26 protein-coding genes and 2 tRNA genes are annotated in these 26,746 nt (G+C 54.3%); 7 read left to right on the plus strand and 21 right to left on the minus strand.

Going from position 1 to position 26,746, the window contains the following annotated elements; all coding sequences use genetic code 11:
• Positions 1-183: 183 nt before the first annotated feature.
• Positions 184-705 carry a type 1 glutamine amidotransferase domain-containing protein gene (locus tag J2X14_RS09630; protein WP_352410992.1) on the plus strand — a complete coding sequence of 174 codons (522 nt, stop codon included), beginning with the start codon at positions 184-186 and terminating at the stop codon, positions 703-705.
• A gap of 81 nt (positions 706-786) precedes the next feature.
• On the opposite strand, the gene J2X14_RS09635 is transcribed toward J2X14_RS09630, so the two are convergent.
• Entirely contained in the window at positions 787-1,224 is a 438-nt protein-coding gene (locus J2X14_RS09635; protein WP_352410993.1) for a YhbP family protein, read from the minus strand.
• Positions 1,225-1,311: 87 nt separating this feature from the next.
• On the opposite strand from J2X14_RS09635, the gene J2X14_RS09640 reads away from it, so the two are divergent.
• Positions 1,312-1,614 (plus strand): GIY-YIG nuclease family protein, encoded by a 303-nt coding sequence (locus J2X14_RS09640; RefSeq protein ID WP_352410994.1) that lies wholly within the window; start codon positions 1,312-1,314, stop codon positions 1,612-1,614.
• Here J2X14_RS09640 and J2X14_RS09645 read toward each other — a convergent pair.
• Positions 1,595-2,104: a GNAT family N-acetyltransferase gene (locus J2X14_RS09645; RefSeq protein ID WP_352410995.1), complete on the minus strand. Its 510-nt coding sequence runs from the start codon at positions 2,102-2,104 to the stop codon at positions 1,595-1,597. The two genes, J2X14_RS09640 and J2X14_RS09645, sit on opposite strands and share 20 nt — an antisense overlap.
• Positions 2,098-2,622, minus strand: coding sequence for a ubiquinone anaerobic biosynthesis accessory factor UbiT (gene ubiT / locus J2X14_RS09650; RefSeq protein WP_502889987.1), 525 nt, complete (start codon positions 2,620-2,622; stop codon positions 2,098-2,100). Before ubiT ends, J2X14_RS09645 begins: the two co-directional genes overlap by 7 nt.
• Positions 2,623-2,826: 204 nt before the next feature.
• On the opposite strand from ubiT, the gene ubiU reads away from it, so the two are divergent.
• The 3 genes from ubiU (at position 2,827) to J2X14_RS09665 (ending at position 5,877) form a co-directional block, all read left to right on the plus strand.
• Positions 2,827-3,822 carry a ubiquinone anaerobic biosynthesis protein UbiU gene (gene ubiU, locus J2X14_RS09655; RefSeq protein WP_352410996.1) on the plus strand — a complete coding sequence of 332 codons (996 nt, stop codon included), beginning with the start codon at positions 2,827-2,829 and terminating at the stop codon, positions 3,820-3,822.
• 9 nt (positions 3,823-3,831) lie between these two features.
• Positions 3,832-4,710: a U32 family peptidase gene (locus J2X14_RS09660; protein WP_352410997.1), complete on the plus strand. Its 879-nt coding sequence runs from the start codon at positions 3,832-3,834 to the stop codon at positions 4,708-4,710.
• A 156-nt stretch (positions 4,711-4,866) separates the two neighbouring features.
• Complete coding sequence (locus tag J2X14_RS09665) at positions 4,867-5,877, plus strand: luciferase-like monooxygenase (RefSeq protein ID WP_352410998.1); 1,011 nt, start codon at positions 4,867-4,869, stop codon at positions 5,875-5,877.
• A 66-nt stretch (positions 5,878-5,943) separates the two neighbouring features.
• On the opposite strand, the gene J2X14_RS09670 is transcribed toward J2X14_RS09665, so the two are convergent.
• From J2X14_RS09670 to rlmE, 17 genes are all read right to left on the minus strand, one after another.
• Positions 5,944-7,851 (minus strand): DEAD/DEAH family ATP-dependent RNA helicase, encoded by a 1,908-nt coding sequence (locus J2X14_RS09670; RefSeq protein ID WP_352410999.1) that lies wholly within the window; start codon positions 7,849-7,851, stop codon positions 5,944-5,946.
• A gap of 16 nt (positions 7,852-7,867) precedes the next feature.
• A complete protein-coding gene (locus J2X14_RS21005; protein ID WP_498043408.1) occupies positions 7,868-7,924 on the minus strand; it encodes a hypothetical protein in 57 nt (18 codons plus the stop codon).
• Positions 7,925-8,028: 104 nt separating this feature from the next.
• Entirely contained in the window at positions 8,029-8,913 is an 885-nt protein-coding gene (gene nlpI / locus J2X14_RS09675) for a lipoprotein NlpI (protein WP_352411000.1), read from the minus strand.
• 126 nt (positions 8,914-9,039) lie between these two features.
• On the minus strand, positions 9,040-11,169 hold the full coding sequence (pnp, locus tag J2X14_RS09680; protein ID WP_352411001.1) for a polyribonucleotide nucleotidyltransferase: 2,130 nt from the start codon (positions 11,167-11,169) through the stop codon (positions 9,040-9,042).
• 286 nt (positions 11,170-11,455) lie between these two features.
• Complete coding sequence (rpsO, locus tag J2X14_RS09685) at positions 11,456-11,725, minus strand: 30S ribosomal protein S15 (RefSeq protein ID WP_085068276.1); 270 nt, start codon at positions 11,723-11,725, stop codon at positions 11,456-11,458.
• Between the two features lie 106 nt (positions 11,726-11,831).
• Positions 11,832-12,776, minus strand: coding sequence for a tRNA pseudouridine(55) synthase TruB (gene truB / locus J2X14_RS09690; RefSeq protein ID WP_352411002.1), 945 nt, complete (start codon positions 12,774-12,776; stop codon positions 11,832-11,834).
• Positions 12,776-13,180 (minus strand): 30S ribosome-binding factor RbfA, encoded by a 405-nt coding sequence (rbfA, locus tag J2X14_RS09695; RefSeq protein ID WP_352411092.1) that lies wholly within the window; start codon positions 13,178-13,180, stop codon positions 12,776-12,778. The genes truB and rbfA overlap by 1 nt, the downstream gene beginning before the upstream one ends.
• Positions 13,181-13,279: 99 nt before the next feature.
• Positions 13,280-15,970, minus strand: a complete 2,691-nt coding sequence (infB, locus tag J2X14_RS09700; RefSeq protein ID WP_352411003.1) for a translation initiation factor IF-2 — start codon at positions 15,968-15,970, stop codon at positions 13,280-13,282.
• Between the two features lie 17 nt (positions 15,971-15,987).
• Positions 15,988-17,475, minus strand: a complete 1,488-nt coding sequence (gene nusA, locus J2X14_RS09705) for a transcription termination factor NusA (protein WP_352411004.1) — start codon at positions 17,473-17,475, stop codon at positions 15,988-15,990.
• A gap of 24 nt (positions 17,476-17,499) precedes the next feature.
• The gene (gene rimP / locus J2X14_RS09710; RefSeq protein ID WP_249894577.1) at positions 17,500-17,952 is read right to left on the minus strand and encodes a ribosome maturation factor RimP; all 453 of its coding nucleotides are present in this window, start codon (positions 17,950-17,952) and stop codon (positions 17,500-17,502) included.
• A 210-nt stretch (positions 17,953-18,162) separates the two neighbouring features.
• A tRNA-Met gene (locus tag J2X14_RS09715) sits at positions 18,163-18,239 on the minus strand.
• A gap of 59 nt (positions 18,240-18,298) precedes the next feature.
• Positions 18,299-18,385 (minus strand) — tRNA-Leu (locus J2X14_RS09720).
• A 47-nt stretch (positions 18,386-18,432) separates the two neighbouring features.
• A complete protein-coding gene (gene secG / locus J2X14_RS09725; RefSeq protein WP_249893208.1) occupies positions 18,433-18,762 on the minus strand; it encodes a preprotein translocase subunit SecG in 330 nt (109 codons plus the stop codon).
• Positions 18,763-19,054: 292 nt separating this feature from the next.
• Positions 19,055-20,389 carry a phosphoglucosamine mutase gene (glmM, locus tag J2X14_RS09730; protein ID WP_352411005.1) on the minus strand — a complete coding sequence of 445 codons (1,335 nt, stop codon included), beginning with the start codon at positions 20,387-20,389 and terminating at the stop codon, positions 19,055-19,057.
• Positions 20,390-20,396: 7 nt separating this feature from the next.
• A complete protein-coding gene (gene folP, locus J2X14_RS09735; RefSeq protein ID WP_352411006.1) occupies positions 20,397-21,230 on the minus strand; it encodes a dihydropteroate synthase in 834 nt (277 codons plus the stop codon).
• Positions 21,231-21,312: 82 nt separating this feature from the next.
• Positions 21,313-23,244 carry an ATP-dependent zinc metalloprotease FtsH gene (gene ftsH / locus J2X14_RS09740; protein ID WP_352411007.1) on the minus strand — a complete coding sequence of 644 codons (1,932 nt, stop codon included), beginning with the start codon at positions 23,242-23,244 and terminating at the stop codon, positions 21,313-21,315.
• A gap of 55 nt (positions 23,245-23,299) precedes the next feature.
• Positions 23,300-23,929 carry a 23S rRNA (uridine(2552)-2'-O)-methyltransferase RlmE gene (gene rlmE, locus J2X14_RS09745; RefSeq protein ID WP_352411008.1) on the minus strand — a complete coding sequence of 210 codons (630 nt, stop codon included), beginning with the start codon at positions 23,927-23,929 and terminating at the stop codon, positions 23,300-23,302.
• Positions 23,930-24,054: 125 nt separating this feature from the next.
• On the opposite strand from rlmE, the gene yhbY reads away from it, so the two are divergent.
• Positions 24,055-24,348, plus strand: coding sequence for a ribosome assembly RNA-binding protein YhbY (gene yhbY / locus J2X14_RS09750; RefSeq protein ID WP_250651611.1), 294 nt, complete (start codon positions 24,055-24,057; stop codon positions 24,346-24,348).
• 236 nt (positions 24,349-24,584) lie between these two features.
• Here yhbY and greA read toward each other — a convergent pair whose 3' ends face one another.
• Positions 24,585-25,061 (minus strand): transcription elongation factor GreA, encoded by a 477-nt coding sequence (gene greA, locus J2X14_RS09755; protein ID WP_352411009.1) that lies wholly within the window; start codon positions 25,059-25,061, stop codon positions 24,585-24,587.
• A gap of 250 nt (positions 25,062-25,311) precedes the next feature.
• Between greA and dacB the strand changes: the two genes are divergently transcribed.
• Positions 25,312-26,745, plus strand: coding sequence for a serine-type D-Ala-D-Ala carboxypeptidase (dacB, locus tag J2X14_RS09760; RefSeq protein ID WP_352411093.1), 1,434 nt, complete (start codon positions 25,312-25,314; stop codon positions 26,743-26,745).
• Position 26,746: the final 1 nt, after the last annotated feature.

Genomic DNA, 26,746 nt, shown 5'->3' on the forward strand with positions numbered 1-26,746 from the left:
CGCGCCACGCCTGAACCCGAATCCGTTGCTCGGTAAAAAATACTTACCAACTGGCACGATCTGATTTGCCGTTTAACCCGCTGTTATCTGAAAGATTATTAGCGCAAGCGGCGCAAATTATTTGATTTTTCAGCATCCTCAACCAGACTTAACCGGTAGCACCACATAAACAGGAGGATAAAGATGAGCAAGAAAATAGCGGTGTTGATTACCGATGAATTTGAAGACTCTGAATTTACCTCCCCTGCAGAAGCCTATACCAAAGCGGGCCATGATGTTGTGACCATCGAGATGGAAGCCGGTAAAACGGTTACGGGTAAGCAGGGAAAGGCACAGGTAAAAATAGATAAGAGTATTGATAATGTCAGCCCGGCGGAGTTTGATGCGCTGTTGCTGCCCGGCGGGCATTCGCCCGATTCGCTGCGTGGCGATGACCGCTTCGTCAGCTTTACCAAAGAATTTGTCGCCAGCGGGAAGCCGATCTTTGCCATCTGCCACGGCCCGCAGCTGTTAATCAGCGCCAACGGCGTACGCGGACGTAAAATGACCTGCGTAAAAGCCATCGCCATCGATCTGAAGAATGCGGGCGCTGACTTTTATGATAAAGAGGTCGTGGTAGATAACGATAAGCTGGTTACCAGCCGTACGCCAGAGGATCTGCCTGCCTTTAATCAGGAATCGCTGCGTATTCTCAACAACCTGTAATCGTGCGCTGTGCGGCGATGTGCTGCACAGCTTCCTCTGACAGCGTAACGGACATCCCGAAACGCGTTATCCCTACAGCGATCAACAATCTTCGGTAGTACGCCGCCAGTGGTTTTTCTTACCGAAGCCTAAGGTGTTATCGGTCATTTTTATCTCATCCAGCCTGAGCTCCCACAGCGGCGCCGTTGATGCCCGCGCTACAGGGAAACGTCGCCCGTAGGCTGCGCGCGCCTGCCGCTCCTGCTCGCCACTCAGCAAACGCGCCTCGCCCCGGTACTGAATACCTTTAATCAACATCACGGTTTTCGTTTGTGCGCTTACCGTACCGGCCACCCGCGGCTGCTGCGCCATCAGCGCGCCGTGACGCGTATGGCTTTCCGTCATAATCCAAAAGGCCATACGCGCCTCATCGAACAGATAAAAGCAGTTGGCGCACCAAAAATCATCATTGTTATGACAGCACACCGACAGCACATGCTGCTTTTTCAAATAGCGAACCATCGCGCTAACGTCAGACACGCTTACTCCGTGATAAAAATTATCGCCAGCCATGACCTGCGGGAAGCGTTGCCGTTACAATGCCCTCTCGCAATGGAGGTCAGCAAAATGAGTGAAATCGCTTCCGCGTCCTGGCAGCTTTATATCGTGCGTACCGCTGCCGGTGCGCTTTACACCGGCATCAGCAATAATGTGCCGCGTCGCTTTCAGCAACACCAGAAAGGCACTGGCGCTAAAGCGTTGCGCGGCAAAGGCCCGCTGGAACTGCTGTTTACCTGCGAAGCGGGCGATCGCGCGATGGCTTCCCGGCTGGAGTATCAGGTAAAACAGCTGTCACGGCAGGAAAAACTCAGGCTGGTGCTCGGCCAGCCGGTTTCGCTGGCCTGCTGGCTTAGCGATCGTTCAGGTTAAAGTGCGTGGAATACGCCACCTCGCCGCTGACGTCGACAAACGCGTCATCCGCCAGTTTGTATACCTGAAAAGCGGCTTCCGTGCCCGGCCATGGGCAATGCAGCTGATGGCGCGCCGCCGGTTCAAAGCCGTAGCGGCCATACCAGGCGGGATCGCCCAGCACCACCACGGCGGCATAGCCGAATTCATTTAACGTATCCAGCCCTTCAAAAAGCAGCTGTTTGCCGATGCCCTGGCGACGTACGGACTCCTCTACCGCCAGCGGTGCCAGCCCTACCCAGTTGCGATCTTCACCCTGCAAGGTGACCGGACTAAAAGCGGCATAGCCAAGCACCTGCCCTTCGTCGTCAGTCGCAACCACGCCCAGCGTAAGCTGACCATCTTCCCGCAGCCGTTGTACCAGATCCGCCTCGGCACCGGTGGGGAAACAGCGGCGCAGCAGGCTGTCAATACCCGCTGCATCCACCCCTATTTCTGTACGAATCAACATGAAACACCTGCGCGATCTCCCGGAGATTTCGCGTCCTCGTTCAGGCCAGCCTCGACAAAGTCAGCCAGTTGCATTAATCCAATGCGCAGCGGCGCTGGCATATTTTCCAGTTCGATCGCATCCATTAGATTTTTGACTTCCAGCCCCAGCTCGGTGTCGCCTTCAATCACCAGGCGGCGCTGGAAAAAAAGCGTATCCGGATCCACTTTACGTGCGGCGATCAACAGCAGATCGTTGGCGCTGCCACGGAACCAGACATCGGCCTCATCACGATCGTTAATCTGTAAACGATCGTTTTGCAGCGTCACGGCCCAGCGCAGCGCGATATCGTGAATATCAATCCCCAACCAACGTCCCTGCAGAAAGTCTAACTCACCTTCCGCCAAAGCATGGCGAAACTGTGTATTTAGCAGCTGCTGCAGTAAAACTTTTTTCAGGGTAAAGGGCGTGAACTGCACCGGCAGACGCAGCAGGCGCGGCCCATGATTAACGCACTGAGCGCGAAGCATATTTAACACAGTTTTTACTCCTTTAAATAGCCAGGCGCTATTTTGCCACAGCCCTGGTTTTACCAGGCTAGCTGGATCAATAAATCACGTTGTCAGATGAACAATTTAGCAACACTAATCCGATCAATACGCCATTCGCTGCCTTAAATCAAAATTTCTCACGCTGAGCTTGTCTACACTCGGCGCAATTATTTATTGCCTACAGGATTTGCCATGGAACTCCTTTGTCCGGCAGGAAACTTGCCCGCGCTAAAGGCAGCGATTGAAAACGGCGCAGATGCAGTTTACATCGGACTGAAAGATGACACTAATGCGCGTCATTTTGCTGGCCTGAACTTTACTGATAAACGCCTGAAAGAAGCAGCACGCGTTGTGCATCAGCATCGGCGTAAGCTGCACGTCGCCATTAATACTTTTGCTCAGCCCGACGGCTTTCAACGCTGGCAAAATGCGATCGATATGGCGGTGGATAACGGTGCTGACGCCTTGATTATCGCTGATTTGGCGATGCTGGAGTATGCCGCCAATCGCTACCCGCACGTCGAGCGTCATGTCTCTGTTCAGGCATCCGCGACCAATCTGGAAGCGATTCGCTTTTATCATCAGCACTTTGCGGTGGCCCGCGTGGTGCTGCCGCGCGTGCTCTCGATACATCAGGTGCGTCAGCTGGCGCGTAATACGCCGGTTCCGCTGGAAGTATTCGCTTTCGGCAGCCTGTGCATCATGGCGGAAGGCCGCTGCTACCTCTCTTCGTGGATGACCGGCGAATCACCGAATACCGTGGGCGCCTGTTCGCCCGCGCGCTTTGTGCGCTGGCAGCAAACCCCTGCCGGGCTGGAGTCACGCCTTAATGAAGTGCTGATTGACCGTTATGAAGCCAACGAAAACGCGGGCTACCCCACCTTGTGTAAGGGGCGCTATCAGGTTGACGGGCAGCGCTATCACGTGCTGGAAGAGCCCACCAGCCTGAATACGCTTGAGCTGTTGCCCGATTTGTTAGCCGCCAATATCGCCTCGGTGAAAATCGAAGGCCGCCAGCGCAGCCCGGCCTATGTTGCGCAGGTCGCCCGTATTTGGCGTCAGGCGATCGATCGCTGTAAAGCCGAGCCGGGCGCTTTCGCCGTACAGGAAAACTGGATGACGGAATTAGGCGCGCTGGCGGAAGGCACGCAAACCACCCTTGGCGCCTATCACCGTAAGTGGCAGTAAGGAAAGATAATGAAATACTCTTTAGGGCCGGTCCTTTGGTACTGGCCAACGGATACGCTGGCCGATTTTTATCAGGCCGCCGCACACAGCAGCGCGGATATCGTTTATTTAGGCGAGTCGGTATGCAGCAAACGCCGCGCGACCCGCTTTAATCAATGGATGGAATTTGCCCGTCTGCTGGCGCAAAGCGGCAAGCAGGTGGTATTCAGTACGCTGGCGCTGGTGCAGTCCGCCTCGGAATTACAGGAAATTAAACGTTACGTCGATAACGGCGAGTTTCTGATTGAAGCCAACGATTTCGGCACCGTGAATATGGCGGCGGAGCAGAAACTGCCTTTTGTCGTGGGTCATGCGCTTAATTGCTATAACGCCGTGACATTGCAGATGCTGCTGCGGCTCGGCATGACGCGCTGGTGTATGCCGGTTGAGCTGTCGCGCGACTGGCTGCTCAACATTCAGCAGCAGTGTCATGGACTGGGCATTCATGGCAAGTTTGAGACCGAGGTGCTGGCTTACGGCCATCTGCCGCTGGCGTTGTCGGCGCGCTGTTTTACCGCCCGGTCAGAAGATAAACCCAAAGATGAATGCGAAACCTGCTGCACTAACTATCCGCAGGGGCGACGCGTGCTGTCGCAGGAAGATCAGCAGGTTTTTGTGCTCAACGGCATTCAGACCATGAGCGGCTACTGTTATAACCTGGGTAACGATCTTACCAGCATGCATGGTCTGGTCGATGTGGTTCGTCTGTCGCCAGAAGATAAACAGACGCTGGCGCTTATCGATCGCTTCCGCGCAAATGAAGAGGGCGCCGCCCCGCTGATGATGGCGCAGCGAAATGACTGTAACGGCTACTGGCGCAAGCTGGCCGGTATGGCGCTGGAATCGTAAAGCGTGGAGCAGCGCTGATTTTAACGCCCTGCCTGCTGCCGCTTTGCTCTCAGGGCATATTCTGACTACTCTGCTAAAAGTGCAATACGGTAAAGTGAATGCATGTTTTCCTACAAGGTTGACGCTTTCGGCCTGTAGCCAACAAAGTGAGCAGATATGTCTGAGAAAAAAAACGTTCCTCTGTCAGTACTCGATTTGGCGCCGATTCCGCAGGGCGCCTCAGCGCGTGATGCGTTTCACGCCTCGCTGGCGCTGGCTCAGCAGGCAGAAGGATTAGGCTTTCATCGTTACTGGCTGGCTGAGCATCATAATATGACCGGTATCGCCAGCGCCGCCACCTCCGTGCTGATTGGCTATCTGGCGGCGAATACCCAAACGCTACGCCTCGGCTCCGGCGGTATTATGCTGCCCAACCATGCTCCGCTGGTGATCGCAGAGCAGTTCGGCACGCTGGAAGCGCTCTATCCAGGTCGCATCGATCTGGGCCTGGGCCGCGCGCCGGGCTCCGATCAGCGCACCATGATGGCGTTGCGCCGCCATCAAAGCTCTCACCTGATCGATAGCTTCCCGGAAGATGTAGAAACGCTGATCGGCTGGTTTGATGCGGATAAAGAGGCGCAGCTGCCGGTGCAGCCGGTGCCGGGCCTGGGATCGGAAATCCCGGTCTGGCTGTTGGGCTCCAGCCTGTACAGCGCGCAGCTGGCGGCGAAGCTTGGGTTGCCGTTTGCCTTTGCCTCCCATTTCGCGCCCGACCTGCTATTCCAGGCGTTACATATGTATCGTGAGAACTTCCAGCCGTCGGCGCGTCTCGATAAGCCTTACGCCATGGTATGTATCAATATCGTCGCGGCGGATACCGAGCGGGAAGCCCGCTTCCTGTTCACTTCCATGCAGCAGCAGTTTATTAACCTGCGCCGCGGCAAACCTGGCCCGCTACCGGCACCGGTAGAGAATATGGATAGCCTTTGGACGCCGTCTGAGCAATATGGCGTGCAGCAGGCGTTAAGCATGTCGCTGGTGGGGGATGTTACCAAGGTGCAGCATGGGCTGGCGGCCTTGATCCGCGAAACCCAGGCGGATGAGATCATGGTTAACGGTCAGATTTTCGATCGTCAGGCGCGTTTGCGCTCGTTTGAACTGGCGATGCAGGCCGCACAGTCGCTGTAAGCCAGCCTGAATTGCACGCATAAAAAAACCAGCCTTACGGCTGGTTTTTTATTTCACGCTTAGCGATTAGTAGTCGCGACGGCGAACGGCACCTGTACCACTGGCGCTGTCTTCACGACGCGGACCACGGCTTGCGCCATCACGGTTACCGTTACCACGGGCTCCGCCTTCACGACGCTCGCTGAAACGACGACCGCCTTCACGACCTGCGCCGCCTTCACGACGTTCGCCGCCGAAGCCACCGCGACCGCCAGGACGACGCTCACCACCACGCTCAGAACGCTCACGCGGCTGCGCATCACCCATCAGCTGCATATTCATCGGTTTGTTCAGAATACGCGTGCGGGTGAAGTGCTGCAGGATTTCACCCGGCATGCCTTTCGGCAGCTCGATAGTTGAGTGAGTACCAAACAGCTTGATGTTACCGATGTAACGGCTGCTGATATCGCCTTCGTTAGCGATAGCACCAACGATGTGACGTACTTCAACGCCATCATCACGGCCCACTTCGATACGATACAGTTCCATATCGCCAACGTCACGACGCTCACGACGCGGACGATCGCCATCACGGCTTTCGCCACGGCCATCGCGTGCATCACGCGGGCTGCGGCGCTCATCACGCTCGCGGAATTCACGACGCTGCGGACGCGGTGCTTCCGGCGGCACAATCAGCGGACGTTCGCCCTGCGCCATTTTCAGCAGCGCGGCAGCCAGCGTATCCATCTCCAGATCGTTTTCCGGCGACAGTTTGCTCAGCAGCGCACGGTACTGATCCAGATCGCTGCTTTCCAGCTGCTGCTGTACTTTCGCGGCGAATTTTTCCAGACGACGCGCGCTCAGCAGCTCACCGTTCGGCAGTTCAACTTCCGGAATAGTCAGCTTCATGGTGCGCTCGATGTTGCGCAGCAGGCGACGTTCGCGGTTTTCGACGAACAGCAGCGCACGGCCAGCACGACCTGCACGACCGGTACGGCCGATACGGTGAACGTAAGACTCTGAATCCATCGGGATATCATAGTTTACGACCAGGCTGATGCGTTCAACATCAAGACCACGGGCAGCAACGTCGGTGGCGATCAGGATATCCAGACGACCATCTTTCAGACGTTCCAGCGTCTGCTCACGCAGCGCCTGGTTCATGTCGCCGTTTAACGCAGCGCTGCTGTAGCCGCTACGCTCCAGCGCTTCAGCAACTTCCAGCGTGGCGTTTTTAGTACGTACGAAAATAATCGCCGCATCGAAATCTTCTGCTTCCAGGAAGCGAACCAGCGCGTCAGTTTTACGGCCCCAGACAGTCCAGTAGCTCTGGCTGATGTCAGGACGCGTAGTCAGGCTGCTCTGGATACGCACTTCCTGCGGATCCTTCATAAAGCGACGCGTAATACGGCGAATCGCTTCCGGCATGGTGGCAGAGAACAGAGCGGTCTGATGACCTTCCGGGATCTGCGCCATGATGGTTTCTACGTCTTCGATAAAGCCCATGCGCAGCATTTCATCTGCTTCGTCCAGCACCAGGCCACGCAGGTTAGAGAGATCCAGCGTACCGCGCTTCAGGTGATCCAGCAGACGACCCGGCGTACCGACGACGATCTGCGGGCCCTGACGCAGCGCACGCAGCTGCACGTCATAACGCTGGCCACCGTACAGTGCCAGTACGTTAACGCCGTGCATATGTTTAGAAAACTCGTTGCAGGCTTCTGCAACCTGCACCGCCAGCTCACGCGTCGGTGCCAGCACCAGAATCTGTGGTGCTTTCAGTTCAGGGTCGAGGTTGTGCAGCAGCGGCAAAGAGAACGCTGCGGTTTTACCACTACCGGTTTGTGCCATACCCAGTACATCGCGGCCTGCCAGCAGATGTGGGATACATTCAGCCTGAATCGGTGACGGCTTCTCATAGCCCAAGCCGTTCAGTGCTTTAAGGATGAATTCGTTAAGACCCAGGTCGGAAAAAGTGGTTTGGATATCAGTCATGTAGTACAAGTGCCTCTTAGATTACGGCGGCCAGTCTACATAACTCGTCCTGAAAATATGCAATCATTTTCATTGAAAAATGTGAACCGGCTCAAATTAGATGTTTTGACGAACAAAAAAGCCGTCACCCCGGAAGGTGATGACATTTGTTAAAAAATGGACTCAGGTGTTCGTCAGCTATTGCTGGTCAGATTCTGTTAAATCGTCTTGTGTCTGGCCTAACAGCGCCAGTTCCAACAATGCGTATCGGTGCTCAACAAAGTTATGTACATTGTTGGCGACCGCCAGTTTGAACAACGCTTCCGCGCTGTCCTTCTCCCCCAGACTTAGGTAGTACTTACCTAAATAGAAGTTGGTTTCACTGAGATGTTCAGCGAGCGAGGTGTTATCCGTTGCGTCCGCCTTGAGACGTTCCATCAGCGTTTTTTCACTGATGTCGCCAAGGTAGAACTCGACAATATTCCATCCCCATTGATCGCGGTCCGCTCTGTCGTAACGCTGCTTGAGCGCCACTTTTGCCTTATCGGCATCTATCCCTTGTTCATCGAGATAAAGCCACAGGCTGCGGAAAGGATCGTTAGGATCGTCTTGATAAAACGCCAGCAGATCATCTTGCGCTAACTTGTATCGTCCGCCGTAATAGAGGGCGATACCACGGTTTAAATGCGCATAATTGTAAGTTGGATCAAGCTCAAGTACAGAATCAAACGCTTCATAGGCGGCATCAAAGTTGCCCGCCTGCGTTAAGTATATACCTAAATAATTAAAAACTTCAGGCATATCTGGTCTAATAGACAGCGCTTGCGAAAAATCGTTCCGCGCTAATGCCCTCAGACCTAAGCTATCATACAACACTCCGCGCTCATATAATAGCTGTGCACGCTCATCATCGGTCAATGCCCGACTGGCAAGAATTTGTTCCATGCGCGCCAGGATGACTTCCTGTTGCAGAGTTGGCTGTAGCGGAACCGCCAGCACATCGCTCTTACGCCAATCTGAGTTGCTGCATCCTGCCAGCGTGATAGCTGTCGCAACGAAACACCAGCGCAAAAAAGGCTTCATTTCCCACTCCCGAATACCAACATTGGGATGCACGTCCTGTCATCCGCCTGCCATGCACAAGGATTCCCGCCCTCGCAACGAAACAGCTCTCCCCACGGGGAGGAGAGCTCAATGTCGAACGCGCTTTTACTCTGCTTCAGGGTTAACGGCTGCCGTTTCTGCCTGCGGCTGCTGCTCTGAGGCTTCTTTGATGCTCAGACGCACACGGCCCTGACGGTCCACTTCCAGTACCTTAACCGGTACTTCCTGGCCCATCTGCAGGTAGTCGGTCACTTTCTCAACGCGCTTGTCAGCGATCTGAGAAATATGAACCAGACCTTCTTTACCGCCGCCAATCGCGACAAAGGCACCGAAATCAACGATGCGCGTCACTTTACCGTTGTAAATGCGACCCACTTCAATTTCAGCGGTGATCTCTTCGATACGACGGATAGCATGCTGCGCTTTATCACCGTCGGTCGCGGCGATTTTCACCGTACCGTCATCTTCGATTTCGATAGTGGTGCCGGTCTCTTCAGTCAGCGCACGAATCACAGAACCACCTTTACCGATCACATCCTTGATTTTGTCCGGATTGATCTTGATGGTGTGAATACGCGGTGCGAATTCAGAGATATCACCACGCGGCGTGCTGATTGCCTGCTCCATCACGCCCAGAATGTGCAGACGCGCACCTTTGGCCTGATTCAGCGCAACCTGCATGATTTCGCGGGTAATGCCTTCGATTTTGATATCCATCTGCAGCGCGGTGATACCTTCACGGCTACCGGCCACTTTAAAGTCCATATCGCCCAAGTGATCTTCATCGCCAAGGATATCGGACAGCACGACAAAACGGTCGTCTTCTTTTACCAGGCCCATCGCGATACCGGCTACGGCCGCTTTGATCGGCACACCCGCATCCATCAGCGCCAGAGATGCGCCACAGACGGAAGCCATAGAAGAGGAACCGTTTGATTCGGTGATTTCAGATACTACGCGAACGGTGTAAGGAAATTCTTCCAGTTTCGGCATCACTGCCAGCACGCCGCGTTTAGCCAGACGACCGTGGCCGATTTCACGACGCTTCGGTGAACCTACCATTCCGGTTTCGCCTACGGAGTACGGAGGGAAGTTGTAGTGGAACAGGAAGTTGTCGGTACGCTCGCCCATCAGCTCGTCAAGGTTCTGCGCATCACGTGCGGTACCCAGCGTTGCGGCAACCAGCGCCTGCGTTTCGCCACGGGTAAACAGCGCGGAACCGTGCGTACGCGGCAGTACGCCGGTGCGTACGTCGAGACCACGGATCATATCTTTTTCACGACCATCGATACGCGGCTCGCCGTTCAGGACGCGGCTACGCACCACGTTCTTCTCGATAGCGTGCAGCAGATCGCTGATTTCGCCTTCGTCCAGGCTCTCATCTTCCGCCAGCAGCGCGGCGGTGGTTTCTGATTTGATCAGATCAACCTGCGCATAACGCTGTTGTTTTTCCGTGATGCGATAGGCATCGCTCAGACGGGATTCCGCCAGCGCCGCGATACGTGCGTTCAGTGCAGCGTTAACGGTCTCAGGCTGCCAGTCCCAACGCGGTTTGCCCGCTTCAGCAACCAGCGCGTTGATGTTTTCAATCACCACCTGCTGCTGCTCGTGGCCGAAGACCACCGCGCCCAGCATTTGCTCTTCGGTCAGGATATCCGCTTCGGATTCCACCATCAGTACCGCGTTCTGCGTACCGGCAACCACCAGATCCAGACGAGACTGTTTGATCTCATCGGAGGTTGGGTTCAGCACGTACTGATCGTTGATGTAACCTACGCGAGCAGAGCCGATTGGGCCGTTGAACGGAATACCAGACAGGCTCAGTGCGGCAGAAGCACCAATCATCGCTACGATATCAGGGTTAACCTGCGGGTTTACCGATACCACGGTGGCGATAACCTGAACTTCGTTAACGAAGCCTTCCGGGAACAGCGGACGAACCGGGCGGTCAATCAGACGCGCAATCAGGGTTTCGCCTTCGCTAGGACGGCCTTCACGACGGAAGAAGCTGCCTGGGATACGACCAGCAGCGTAGGTACGCTCCTGATAGTTTACGGTCAGCGGAAAGAAATCCTGACCGGCTTTCGCTTTTTTCTGACCAACAACGGTAACAAATACCGCGGTATCATCCATGCTGACCATAACGGCAGCGGTGGCCTGACGCGCCATCATACCGGTCTCAAGCGTCACGGTATGCTGACCATACTGGAATTTACGTATAATCGGATTTAGCAAAATTACGTCCTTTACGTCAAACAGGCACGAACAGCGCGCCTGCTGTGGGTTTTCAACCTTTATTGCATCCTCGCGACTAATGACAATCCTTATACCTGTCGGGCATAAAGTCTCTCATTAGCCGCGCGAACCTCTGCAAATAAAGATCACATACTGCAACAATACAATAGATTGCGCTGGATTGCTGCGGATTGCTTGAAAAAAGGGGCCCGGAGGCCCCTTTTTTTACGAAACTTGCACCATACCGTTCTGATAGCGTAGCCGCCATAAAACAGCATGTTAAGACTTAGCGACGCAGGCCCAGGCTTTCGATCAGGCTGGTGTAGCGAGCAACATCTTTACGCTTCAGGTAATCCAGCAGCTTACGACGCTGAGAAACCATACGCAGCAGACCGCGACGGCTGTGGTGATCTTTCTTGTGCTCAGAAAAGTGACCCTGCAGGTGGTTGATCTGAGCAGTCAGCAGTGCAACCTGAACTTCGGTTGAGCCGCTGTCGTTAGTGCCACGACCGTATTTAGCAACGATCTCTGCTTTAGCTTCGGTACTTAGAGACATAATGAACTCCGGTTAAATGATAAATGTCAGGGTGCCAATCTCTAATTCAGCGACCCCATGTAAAGCCGCATTATTCTACTCTCAGGCTGAGACGAGTGCAAATGGCTCAGGCAGAATATTCTACCACCAAACGGCGCGGCGCTACGCGTCCATCGTCAGCGATTTCCGCCATGCCGATAAACTTACGCGCTTCCCCTTCGGTTACGCGCACCAGGCCATCAGCAGGCGTGACTGACGCCTGCACCGGCTGCCCCTGCTTAAAGTAACCCGCCGCGATCTCGCTGAGATTCACTTCCGGGTAATCCGATGCCGGGCTATCCATCGGCATCAGCAGGGCATCCAGCTGGGTTTGTGCTTCTTCGCTTAGGTCGCCTAGCTCGCCCTGTAAGGCATTGAGCTGCTCCAGCGTAATCATTTTCTCAATGGGATAACGCGCCACCTGTAGCCGACGCAGCATAATAACGTGCGCGCCACAGCCCAGCTTCTCACCCAAATCATCAATGATGGTACGAATGTAGGTGCCTTTGGAGCAGTGAATTTCCAGCTCCAGCTCGTTCTCCTGCCAGCGAATAAACTGCAATTCATGCACGATGATGGAGCGCGCTTCACGCGGCACTTCAACACCCTGACGCGCATATTCATACAGCGGACGGCCCTGATATTTCAGGGCGGAGTACATGGAAGGCACCTGCTGCGTCTCGCCACGAAAGCTTTCCAGCGCTTCATCCAGCTGCGCCTGCGTAAAGGTTACGTCGCGCTCGCTGATAACCTGACCGTCGGCGTCAGAGGTATCAGTGCGCTGGCCCAGCCGCGCAATCACGCGATAGCGTTTATCCGCATCCAGCAGATATTGCGAAAACTTAGTCGCTTCGCCCAGACAGATCGGCAGCATACCGGTGGCTAACGGATCCAGCGCGCCGGTATGGCCTGCTTTATTGGCGCGGAAAATACGCTTCACTTTTTGCAGCGCATCGTTGGAAGAGAGCCCCTGAGGCTTATCGAGCAGCAGCACGCCATGAATATCACGGCCGCGACGACGAGGACGACTCATTACTCCCCCTTGTCGTCTTCTTCTGCCGGACCCCGGCGCTGCGCATCATTTTTCACTACGTTGGTCACCAGGTTGGACATGCGCATCCCTTCCACCAACGAGTTGTCATAAAAGAAGGTCAGCTCAGGCACGATACGCAGACGCATCGCCTTGCCGAGCAGCGAACGGATATAGCCAGAGGCATCCTGCAACGCTTTGATGCCGCCCTTAATGGAATCCGCATCATCGTCGTTTAAAAAGGTAACAAACACTTTGGCATAGGCCAGATCGCGCGAAACTTCTACGCCGGAAACGGTCACCATCAAACCAACACGCGGATCTTTAATTTCCCGCTGGATGATCATGGCGATCTCTTTTTGCAGTTCCTGTGCGACACGCTGTGGGCGACCAAATTCTTTCGCCATCATTATTTCTCCTGATAATGGCTGAGCCCCGACCATGAAATGGCGGGGCTCAGTCCGGGGAAGCGCTCGGCTTCCCAAATGCCACTTGCGATGCGATCGTTATTCGATGGTACGCTGGATTTCGATCACTTCGAAGACTTCGATCATATCGCCGGTGCGAACGTCGTTATAGTTCTTAACGCCGATACCACACTCCATGCCGTTACGGACTTCGTTAACGTCATCTTTAAAGCGACGCAGGGATTCCAGCTCGCCTTCATAGATAACCACGTTGTCACGCAGTACACGGATTGGGTTATGACGTTTAACCACGCCTTCGGTAACCATACAACCAGCAATCGCGCCAAACTTCGGTGATTTGAACACGTCGCGCACTTCGGCCAGGCCGATGATCTGCTGTTTGTATTCCGGCGCAAGCATACCGCTCATCGCTGCTTTCACTTCATCGATCAGATTATAGATGACCGAGTAGTAACGCAGGTCCAAACTTTCCGCTTCGATAACACGACGCGCTGACGCATCGGCACGAACGTTAAAGCCCAGGATGATAGCGTTGGATGCCGCAGCCAGCGTTGCGTCGGTTTCGGTGATACCGCCCACGCCTGAACCCACGATCTTCACTTTCACTTCGTCGGTAGAAAGCTTCAGCAGGGAGTCGGAAATCGCTTCGGCAGAACCCTGTACGTCCGCTTTCAGTACGATGTTCAGCTCGGAAACGTCGCCTTCGGTCATGTTGGCAAACATGTTTTCCAGCTTAGATTTCTGCTGACGCGCCAGCTTAACTTCGCGGAATTTGCCCTGACGATACAGCGCAACTTCACGCGCTTTTTTCTCGTCACGTACTACGGTCGCTTCGTCGCCCGCTGCCGGAACGCCAGAAAGGCCAAGGATTTCCACCGGAATAGAAGGACCCGCTTCGGTCACTTCGCGGCCCATCTCATCACGCATCGCACGTACACGGCCATACTCGAAGCCGCACAGAACGATATCGCCTTTACTCAGCGTACCTTCGCGAACCAGAACGGTTGCAACCGGACCACGACCTTTATCCAGGAAGGATTCGATCACCACGCCGCTGGCCATACCGGCACGTACCGCGTTCAGTTCAAGCACTTCAGACTGCAGCAGAATCGCATTCAGCAGGTCGTCAACGCCGGTACCCGCTTTCGCAGAAACGTTAACGAACATGTTTTCGCCGCCCCACTCTTCCGGAATGATACCGTACTGAGTCAGTTCGTTCTTCACGCGATCCGGATCGGCGTCAGGCTTATCGATCTTGTTGACGGCAACCACCACCGGCACGCCAGCGGCTTTCGCATGCTGAACGGCTTCAACGGTCTGCGGCATCACGCCATCGTCGGCAGCAACAACCAGCACCACGATATCCGTCGCCTGCGCACCACGTGCACGCATCGCGGTAAACGCGGCGTGGCCCGGGGTGTCAAGGAAGGTGATCATGCCGTTGTCGGTTTCAACGTGGTAAGCACCGATGTGCTGAGTAATGCCGCCCGCTTCGCCAGAGGCGATTTTGGTGGAGCGAATATAGTCCAGCAGAGAGGTTTTACCGTGGTCAACGTGACCCATGATGGTGACGACTGGCGCACGGGATTCAGCAGCAGCGCCGGTATCACGATCGCTCATTACCGCTTCTTCCAGCTCGTTCTCGCGGCGCAGGATCACTTTGTGTCCCATCTCTTCCGCGACCAGCTGGGCCGTTTCCTGATCGATAACCTGGTTGATGGTGGCCATCGCGCCCATTTTCATCATCGCTTTGATGACCTGGGAGCCTTTCACCGCCATTTTGTTAGCCAGTTCCGCTACGGTGATGGTTTCACCGATGATAACGTCACGGTTAACGGCCTGCGCCGGGCGGTTAAAGCCCTGTTGCAGCGCACTGCCTTTACGATGCTTACCGCCTTTACCGCCACGAATCGCCGCACGGGCTTCTTCACGGTCGGTTTTCGCTTCGGCATGTTTATTACCTTTGCGCGGGCGCGGCGGTTTCGCCGTGGTGCGAGTACGGCTACGACCGCCTTCTACTTCGCGATCGTTTTCGTCTTCCGCCTGGCGAGCGTGTTGAGAAGTGGTGACGTGATAATCAGCGTCATCGCTCTCGGTTGGTTTTGCTTCCCAGTCGCCTGCTTTCTGCTCGGCCAGTTTGCGCGCTTCTTCAGCGACACGGCGCGCATCTTCTTCCAGCTTGCGGCGGGCTTCTTCTTCCACTTTACGCTTCAGCTCTGCAGCTTCAGCTTCGCGGCGGGCTTTATCAGACTGTCCGGCCCGGGTCATTTCGTCGGTTTGTTGGTTCGTCACTTTTTCACTTTCCGCTGCTTCACGCTTAGCCTTTTCCGCGGCTTCGCGTTTGGCTTGCTCTTCGGCTTCACGCTTCGCTTTTTCCGCTGCTTCGCGCGTGGCTTTTTCTTCCGCCTCACGACGAGCCTGTTCTTCCGCTTCACGCTGCGCCTGCGCTTCTGCTTCAGCCTTAGCTTTTTCAGCCTCAGCATCCTCTGTTACATAGGTGCGCTTTTTGCGGACTTCGATTTGCACCGACTTACTTTTACCCCCGGTGCCAGGAATATTCAAGGTGCTACGCGTTTTACGCTGCAGCGTTAACTTACCTGACGGGCTGCCATTATCGCGGTTCAGGTGCGTCAGTAAGGTTTCTTTTTCGTGCTGGGTTACAGAGTCATTTTCAGACTTACGGATCCCTGCATCAGCAAACTGCTGTACCAGGCGTTCCACCGAAGTCTGTATCTCTGCGGCCAGCGATTTTACGGTTACATCTGTCATGCTGTTCCTTCCTGTTATTACGCGTCATCGCCGAACCAGCAGATATTACGCGCCGCCATAATCAGAGCGCCGGCCTTCTCATCATCCAGGCCTTCAATATCTGTCAGATCGTCAACACCCTGCTCGGCCAGATCTTCCAGCGTGCAAACACCTCTTGCCGCCAGTTTAATGGCCAGATTGCGATCCATACCTTCAAGGTTTAGCAGATCGTCAGCAGGTACGCCGTTGCCAAGGCTCTCCGCCTTTTCCAGCGCCAGGGTCGTTAACGCATTTTTCGCACGTTCGCGTAGTGCTTCTACAGTCGCTTCATCCAGGCCGTCGATTTCCAGCAGCTCATTCATCGGCACGTAGGCCAACTCTTCCAGAGAGGAGAAACCTTCCTCGACCAGCACGGTGGCGAACTCTTCGTCGATATCCAGGTGCTTCGTAAAGACACCAATAGCAGCATGCGCTTCTGCCTGATGCTTCGCCTGCAGATCATCGACCGTCATTACGTTCAGCACCCAACCGCTCAGTTGCGAAGCCAAACGTACGTTTTGGCCGTTACGGCCAATCGCCTGAGCCAGATTTCCGGCTTCTACAGCGATATCCATGGTGTGATTATCTTCATCAACCACGATGGAAGCGACATCGGCAGGCGCCATCGCGTTAATCACGAACTGTGCCGGATTATCATCCCACAGCACGATATCGATACGCTCACCGCCCAGCTCGCTGGATACGGCCTGAACGCGCGCGCCGCGCATACCGACGCAGGCACCAACCGGATCGATACGCTTATCGTTGGTTTTCACCGCAATTTTAGCGCGAGAACCTGGATCGCGTGCCGCCGCTTTAATTTCAAGCACTTCTTCGCCGATTTCCGGCACTTCAATGCGGAACAGCTCAATCAGCATTTCCGGTTTGGAACGGCTGACAAACAGCTGAGCGCCACGCGCTTCCGGACGTACAGCATACAGCACGCCGCGGATACGGTCGCCTGGGCGGAAGTTTTCACGCGGCAGCATATCTTCACGCAGGATAACGGCTTCAGCATTGTTGCCTAAATCCAGCGTAATATTGTCGCGGTTAACTTTCTTCACCACGCCGGTGATGATTTCGCCTTCCTGCTCGCGGAACTGATCCACCACCATCGCGCGCTCTGCTTCACGTACTTTCTGTACGATAACCTGCTTGGCGGTCTGCGTGGTGATGCGGTCAAATTTAACTGACTCAATCTGATCTTCAACGAAGTCGCCCAGGTTTACCGTTTCGTCTTCGTAACGGGCGGCTTCCAGCGTGATTTCGCGCGTCGGCTGCGTCACTTCTTCTACCGCCTGCCAGCGACGGAAGGTATCGAAATCGCCGCTTTTACGATCGATGCTAACGCGAACATCGATTTCCTGCTCATATTTTTTCTTGGTTGCAGTGGCCAGTGCGCTCTCCAGCGCCTCGAAGATTTTCTCACGCGGCAGGGCTTTTTCGTTAGAAACGGCTTCTACAACAGCTAAGATCTCTTTATTCATCCTGGTTAGCCTCAATCCGGACTTTTAAAAGTGGGGGACCAGGTTCGCTTTCTGAATATTGCTCAGCGCGAACACTTCATCTTTACCCTCGACGGTTACCGTAATCATTTCACCTTCGACGGCTTTAATGATGCCCTGCCATTTGCGGCGGTTCTGGACGGCCATACGCAGCACCAGGCTGACTTCCTCACCGGTGAATCGTACATAGTGTTCAGCAGTGAATAGTGGACGCTCAAGGCCCGGCGAGGAAACTTCAAGGTTGTAAGGCACGGTGATGGGATCTTCCACATCCATGACTGCGCTTACCTGGTGGCTGACATCAGCACAATCATCAACATTGATGCCATCTTCACTATCAATATAGATGCGCAACGTTGAAGTGCGACCACGAATGAACTCGATACCGACCAGTTCGTAGCCAAGCGCTTCTACCGGTGCTGAAATCATCTCTGTTAATTTCTGCTCTAATGTGGACAAGCCCACCCCCAAGACATAAAAAAAGGGCATATAGCCCAGTATTGCGATTCCTGATAACAAAAAACCCCGAAAAATCGGGGCTTAATGCGACTGGACCCTGTATGCCGCGATTGCGGCTCGGCACACCATCCAAAGAATTTTTTTCAAAATTGGCTGCGGATGCGTCCGAAGATACATACAGTATATTTGAAAAATAACTCTAAGGGAAAGTGGTTGCGGGGGCCGGATTTGAACCGACGACCTTCGGGTTATGAGCCCGACGAGCTACCAGGCTGCTCCACCCCGCGTCCGAAAACGTGGCGAATATTACGCCGAACATGCACTAAATGCAAGTAAAACTGAGATTTGGTACCGAGGACGGGACTTGAACCCGTAAGCCCAATCGGGCACTACCACCTCAAGGTAGCGTGTCTACCAATTCCACCACCTCGGCACTTTAAGACTGCGACCTTGTCCTGAGTCGCGTCGAAAGCTTGATACTTATTGCGGGATATCGCTGCCCGGCGCTGCCGGTTTAGCTGGTGCAGTCTGCGACTGTGCCGGCTGAGTCAGGTTTTCCCACTCGCTTCCCTTGGCTGTTTTATTGCTGTTCAGGTTACCCAGAATCAGACTGATAACGAAGAACAGGGTCGCCAACACTGCAGTCATACGGGTCATGAAGTTACCAGAACCTGCAGATCCAAACAGCGTGCCGGAAGCGCCTGCACCAAAGGAGGCTCCCATATCAGCGCCTTTACCCTGCTGCAGCATGATCAGACCAACAAGGCCAATTGCCACTAACAGAAAAACGACTAACAGAGCTTCGTACATAATCAACCTGTTTCCTTGCGCGGTCACCGCACATCAAAAGCTTCAAACCAATTGACGGGATAATTGTGATTACCCATCAGAAGCGGGTGTGAATACTAACCAAAGGCTTGCCTGTCTGCAAGTGCAATTTTCCGCCGCCGCACTGATTGCGGAAAAAAGCGCCATCCTGCTGTTTTTTACGCCGAAAACCGGATTTACCAACGGAGCAACGTCCTGTCGCAGCAAGGGAACGAATGAATCTCCCTGTTGCAACGCAGGCGGTTAACCTGCGTTGCGTTGGCAGAAATCTGGCTCAGACCGCTTTTACCGCATCGGCAATACGATGCGCCAGCGCGCTGACCTGCGTTTCCTCTTCGCCTTCAACCATCACGCGAATCAGCGGCTCCGTGCCGGATTTACGCAACAGCACGCGTCCACGCCCCGCTAACGCTTTCTCGACGTCCGCTGTCACGGCTTTGACCTCAGCGTTCTCCAGCGGGTCGGTAGCGCCGCTAAAGCGCACGTTGACCAGAATCTGCGGCAGCAGCTTCATTCCGCTGCACAGATCGTGCAACGTCATGTGGTTACGCACCATTGCGGTAAGCACTTGCAAACCTGCAACGATGCCGTCGCCGGTGGTTGTCTTATCCAACAGGATAACATGACCGGAATTTTCGGCGCCCAGGCGCCAGCCTTTTTCCTGCAGCTTTTCCAGTACGTAACGATCGCCAACTTTTGCACGCGCAAAAGGAATGCCCAGCTGTTTTAGCGCCAGCTCAAGCCCCATATTGCTCATCAGCGTACCGACCACGCCGCCGCGCAGCTGCCCCTGACGCAGGCCTTCGCGCGCGATGATATACAGGATCTGATCGCCATCGACTTTATTACCGAGGTGGTCAACCATCATCACGCGATCGCCGTCGCCGTCAAATGCCAGACCCACGTCGGCTTTGTTCTCAATCACACGCTGCTGCAACGCACGCACGTCGGTTGCGCCGCACTCTTTGTTGATGTTCATGCCGTCAGGCTGCACGCCAATCGTGATTACCGTTGCGCCCAGTTCACGCAAGACGTTAGGCGCAATGTGATAGGTCGCGCCATTGGCGCAGTCAACCACGATTTTCAACCCACTGAGGCTCAGTTCGCTGGGGAAGGTGCCTTTGCAAAACTCGATATAACGTCCGGCGGCATCAACGATACGGCTCGCGCGTCCCAATTCGGCAGATTCCACGCAGGTTAACGGCTTTTCCATCTCCAGCTCGATCGCCTCCTCGACTTCATCCGGCAGTTTGGTGCCTTCGGAAGAGAAGAATTTGATGCCGTTATCTTCAAACGGATTATGCGAAGCGGAAATGACGATGCCCGCCTCAGCGCGAAAGGTACGGGTTAAATAGGCAATGGCTGGCGTTGGCATTGGGCCGGTGAACGAGGCGGCAAGACCGGCGGCAGCCAGGCCCGCTTCCAGTGCTGATTCCAGCATATAACCGGAAATACGCGTATCTTTACCGATAATGATTTTCTTTGAACCATGGCGCGCCAGAACCTTTCCTGCGGCCCAGCCGAGCTTCAACACAAAATCAGGCGTAATCGGCATTTCGCCTACTTTTCCGCGAATGCCGTCGGTGCCAAAATATTTATGGTTACTCATAGCGTTATTATTCCTTCGCTGAACGGGTCGCTTCGACGACGCGCATGGCCTCTACGGTCTCTTTGACATCGTGCGCACGGATAATCTGCGCGCCCTGCATCGCGGCAATCACCGCACAGGCGAGGCTACCGGTTAAACGCTGAGAAGGCCCCACGTTTAGCAGTTGCCCAATCATCGATTTACGCGACATGCCCACCAATAGCGGCAGACCAAAATGGTGAAAATCGGCCAGATGCGCCAGAAGCTGATAATTGTGGCTGAGATTTTTACCGAATCCGAAGCCTGGGTCGAGTAGCAACTGTGATTTTTTAATGCCTGCGGCTTCACAGCGTGCAATATGCTGGACAAAAAAGTCGCCAATTTCCTGCAGCAAATTGGTGTAGTGCGGTGCCGACTGCATGGTGCCCGGCTCGCCCTGCATATGCATCAGGCAGACCGGCAAGCCGGTTTCCGCCGCCGCTTCAAGCGCGCCAGGCAGCTGTAGCGAGCGGACGTCATTAATAATGTGAGCGCCCACTCGCGCGGACTCGCGGATCACTTCAGGCTTTGAGGTATCAACGGAGATCCAGACTTCAAATCGCTGCGCGATCGCCTCAACCACAGGAATAACGCGCTCCAGTTCCTGTTCCGTGCTGACCTCATCCGCGCCCGGACGCGTGGATTCGCCGCCAATATCAATAATTGTCGCGCCAGCATTCACCATTTCATTGGCATGCGTTAGCGCGGCAACCAGCGAATTGTGCTGGCCACCATCGGAGAAAGAGTCAGGCGTGACGTTAAGAATGCCCATAACATGGGGATGAGACAGGTCCAGTAGGGAATCCCTTGCGTACAGCTTCATCTTTATTTTTCCTTGCGGGTTTACTCATGTGACAGATGTAAAAAACCCCGGACCAGCCGGGGTTTTCGTCGTCTGTTAGCAGTTATTTATTGTACTGCTCAGACATCGTATTGCCTGGGTTCGGCGTACGCGGTTCATCAACCGGACGCGGCGCCTTCGGCGAACCATTGTTGTCTGAATGACCAGAAGAACCCGGATCTTCCCAACCTGCTGGCGGACGCACTTCACGGCGTGCCATCAGATCGTCGATTTGCGGCGCATCGATGGTTTCATACTTCATCAACGCGTCTTTCATCGCATGCAGAATATCCATGTTCTCATTAAGAATGACACGCGCACGCTGATAGTTATTATCAATCAGCAGCTTCACTTCCTGATCGATCAGACGCGCCGTTTCATCAGACATATGCTTCGCTTTCGCGACAGAACGGCCAAGGAACACCTCGCCCTCTTCTTCCGCATACAGCAACGGACCCAGCTTTTCAGAGAAGCCCCACTGCGTCACCATGTTGCGCGCCAGGTTAGTGGCCACTTTGATGTCGTTGGAGGCGCCGGTAGAAACATGTTCTGAACCGTAGATAATCTCTTCCGCCAGACGGCCGCCGTAGAGGGTGGAAATCTGACTTTCCAGTTTCTGACGGCTGGCGCTGATCGCATCCCCTTCCGGCAGGAAGAAGGTCACGCCAAGCGCACGTCCACGCGGAATAATCGTCACTTTATGCACCGGATCGTGTTCCGGCACCAGACGACCAATAATGGCGTGGCCTGCTTCGTGATACGCGGTAGATTCTTTCTGCGCTTCCGTCATTACCATGGAGCGACGTTCCGCACCCATCATAATTTTGTCTTTCGCTTTCTCGAATTCCACCATCGATACCACGCGCTTGTTGCCACGTGCGGCAAACAGCGCAGCTTCGTTCACCAGGTTAGCCAGATCGGCACCGGAGAAGCCAGGCGTACCACGCGCGATAATCGCAGCATCGATATCAGTCGCCAACGGCACGCGACGCATATGCACTTTCAGAATCTGCTCACGGCCACGCACATCCGGCAGACCAACTACAACCTGACGGTCGAAGCGGCCCGGACGCAGCAGTGCAGGGTCAAGCACGTCAGGACGGTTGGTTGCGGCAATCACGATGATGCCTTCATTACCTTCAAACCCATCCATTTCAACCAGCATCTGGTTCAGCGTCTGCTCACGTTCATCGTGACCACCGCCTAAACCGGCGCCGCGTTGACGGCCTACCGCATCGATCTCATCGATAAAGATAATGCACGGTGCCGCTTTCTTCGCTTGCTCAAACATATCACGCACGCGAGACGCACCCACACCGACAAACATCTCAACGAAGTCAGAACCGGAGATAGTAAAGAAAGGCACTTTCGCTTCACCAGCGATCGCTTTCGCCAGCAGCGTTTTACCGGTACCCGGCGGGCCAACCATCAATACGCCTTTCGGAATTTTACCGCCCAGCTTCTGGAAACGGCTGGGTTCGCGCAGGTATTCCACCAGCTCGCCCACTTCCTCTTTGGCTTCATCGCAGCCTGCGACATCGGCAAAAGTGGTTTTGATCTGATCTTCCGTCAGCATGCGGGCTTTGCTTTTACCAAAGGACATCGCGCCTTTGCCGCCCCCGCCCTGCATCTGGCGCATAAAGAAGATCCAGACACCAATCAGCAGCAGCATCGGGAACCATGAGATGAAGATAGAAGCCAGCAGGCTTGGTTCTTCTGGTGGTTCACCGACAACTTTTACATTTTTAGTCAACAGGTTATCGAGTAACTTGGGATCGTTGACGGGAATGTAGGTCGTATATCGATTACTGTCTTTTTTGGTAACGTTGATTTCACGCCCGTTAATACGTGCCTCGCGGACCTGATCCTGGTTCACTTCCGACAGGAAGGTTGAATAATCAACCCTACGGCCATTCGACTCGCTGGGCCCAAAGCTCTGGAAAACAGACATCAGCACAACTGCGATGACCAACCAGAGAATCAGGTTTTTCGCCATGTCACTCAAGGGATTAACCTCTTATTACAACTGTGTTAACAGACAGCGTAGGGTACTATAGTTTGCGCCCTGTCGCTACAATGTACACTTCGCGTGAACGTGAGCGCGAAGCGTCCGGCTTACGAATTTTCACTTTCGTAAACAGGGAGCGAATTTCCCGCAGGTATTCATCGAAGCCATCTCCCTGAAATACTTTCACTACAAAACTGCCACCAGGTGCCAGTACATCGCGACACATTTCCAGTGCCAGTTCAACTAAATACATCGACCGGGGAATATCAACAGCTGGCGTGCCGCTCATATTGGGCGCCATATCGGACATGACCACCTGGACTTTCTCTTCGCCAACGCGATCCAGTAGCGCTTTCACTACGGATTCTTCACGAAAATCGCCCTGAAGGAAATCGACACCAACGATAGGATCCATCGGCAAAAGGTCACAGGCGATAATACGTCCCTTCGCGCCAATCTGGGTAGCGACATATTGCGACCAGCCACCAGGCGCCGCGCCAAGATCGACCACGGTCATCCCAGGCTTAAACAGCTTATCGCCCTGCTGTATCTCATCAAGTTTAAACCAGGCGCGCGAACGCAACCCTTTTTTCTGTGCCTGTTGCACATATTTATCGCTAAAGTGTTCCTGAAGCCAGCGGCTGGAACTGGCCGAACGCTTTTTACCTGTCATACTTTTTCCAACTATTCTTCATCGTAGCGATAAATAACCAAACATAATGATGTCCTGTTTGGTGATATACCAGAGATGGCGGTAGAATGTACCGTTTTCAATCCCAATGTAAGTAAAAATATACGATGAATCTGAGTACCAAACAAAAACAGCACCTGAAAGGTCTGGCCCATCCGCTGAAACCCGTTGTTATGCTGGGTAACCACGGCCTGACTGAAGGTGTACTGGCCGAAATCGAACAGGCGCTTGCGCATCACGAACTGATTAAGGTGAAAATCGCTACCGAAGATCGGGAAACGAAAAACCTGATGGTAGAAGCCATCGTTCGTGAAACGGGAGCCTGTAACGTACAGGTTATCGGCAAGACGCTGGTGCTGTACCGACCGACAGAAGAACGTAAAATCTCCCTGCCGCGCTAATCGGGCGAGCTGATTATACGCTAAATCATTCGGGTTGTATGACGCGGGCAAGGCAGCAAATTCCGAAAGCTTAGATCAATAAGCGGGCGGAGTGAGCGCAAAGCGCCAATGCACATATGGCCTGAAAGATGCGGATTATATTCAGCCGGAAGAAATTGCCATGCTCCTGCACAGGATAAAAGGCCGCAACGCGGCCTTTTTCCTTTCTTTACAATCATGCGGGATATCAGGCGTGATTAAAGATATTCTACCTTCAGAATTTCATACTCAACGTCACCGCCCGGTGTTTTAATCACCACGACGTCATCCGCTTCTTTACCAATCAACCCGCGCGCCATCGGCGAGTTTACGGAAATCAGGTTCTGCTTAAAATCTGCCTCATCGTCGCCTACGATACGATAGGTTGACTCTTCGTCGCTATCGAGATTAAGCACCGAGACCGTCGCGCCAAAAATTACCCGACCGTTATTAGCGATCTTTGTGACATCGATCACCTGCGCATTCGACAGTTTGGCTTCGATCTCCTGAATACGCCCTTCACAAAAGCCCTGTTCTTCACGTGCGGCGTGATACTCGGCGTTCTCTTTCAGATCGCCATGCTCACGCGCTTCCGCTATTGAGGCAATAATACGGGGGCGTCTGACGGTCTTCAGCTCTTCGAGTTCTTCACGCAGCTTCTCTGCGCCCCTTAACGTCATCGGAATCTGATTCATTTTAATACCTCGTCATCGGTCCTGTTTGCTTGTTGTCGTCCTGACCAGTGGGTCGTCGGCCTGACGCGTTGTGCAACGCTACCGGCTGATTCGCAAACAAAAGAAACCTGACCCGGAGCAGGCTCCAGGTCAGGATTCGGGTTTGCATTTTGATACGTATTTTAACCCAGAGTTCCCTATGGGTCATCGTTTACTTTCTACCGCGATGCACCGTAGTATGACGGCTTCACCCGTCAGTTACCGCGAGATTATGCGATTTTCACGACTTGTTACCGGACTAACCTGTGCGTTTATGCTGCAAGCTCAGGCAGCACCTGTGGAAGAATACACACAATATTTACCGGATGGCGCAAACCTGGCGCTGATGGCACAAAAAGTGGGTTCATCAACGCCGCTGGTCGATTATCACAGTAAACAAATGGCTTTGCCAGCCAGCACCATGAAAGTAGTGACGGCCCTCGCAGCGCTGCTGGAGTTAGGCCCGGACTTCCGCTTTCGTACCACGCTGGAAACCCAGGGCAAAGTGGATAACGGGACGCTGCAAGGTGACCTGATCGCCCGCTTTGGCGGCGATCCCACGCTATCGCGTCAGGATCTCCGCAATATGGTCAGCGCGCTGAGCAAACAGGGCATTACCCATATTCAGGGTAATCTGGTGGTGGACACCTCGGTTTTCGCCAGTCACGATAAAGCGCCCGGCTGGCCGTGGAACGATAACACCCAATGTTTTAGCGCGCCGCCCGCCGCCGCGATCGTCGATAAAAACTGTTTTTCCGTTTCGCTCTACAGCGCCGAGCGTGCGGATGATAACGCCTTTATTCGCGTGGCCTCTTATTATCCTGTGACCATGTTCAGTCAGGTGCGTACCTTGGCCAAAGGCTCGCCCGATGCGCCCTACTGCGAACTGGATGTGGTGCCAGGCGAGCTAAATCGCTTTACGCTCACCGGCTGTATGACGCAGCGCAGCGAGCCGCTGCCGCTGGCTTTCGCTATTCAGGATGGCGCCGCCTGGTCGGGCGCGATTTTAAAAGCGATGCTGCGCGACGCCGGAATTGATTATACCGGGCATCTGGTGCGTCAAACGCGCGTGACTGAACGAGGCACCCTGCTGGCGGAGACCCAATCCGCGCCGCTGCATGATCTGCTGAAAATCATGCTGAAAAAATCGGACAATATGATTGCTGATACGGTGTTCCGCACCATTGGCGCACACTATTTTAACGTTCCCGGCACCTGGCGTGCAGGTTCAGACGCTGTGCGCCGCATCCTGCGCCAGAAAGCGAATATCGATCTTGATAACAGCATTCAGGTCGATGGTTCCGGCCTCTCGCGCCATGACCTGATCTCTCCGGCGACCATGATGCAGGTGCTACAATACATTGCACAGAACGATCAACAGCTGAACTTTATCTCAATGCTGCCGCTGGCAGGCTACGATGGGACATTGCGCTATCGCGGCGGCCTGCATGAAGCGGGCGTAGATGGGAAAGTTTCCGCTAAAACCGGTTCGCTGTCAGGCGTTTATAATCTGGCTGGCTTTATTACCACTGCCAGCGGTCAGCGCGTGGCCTTTGTGCAGTTCCTGTCGGGTTATGCTGTTCCGCCTGAGGATAAACGCACCCGTCGCGTGCCGCTGGTGCGCTTTGAAAGCCGGTTATACAAGGACATCTACCAAAATAACTGAG

The sequence above is a fragment of the Mixta sp. BE291 genome, from assembly GCF_031457955.1.
Lineage (GTDB): Bacteria > Pseudomonadota > Gammaproteobacteria > Enterobacterales > Enterobacteriaceae > Mixta.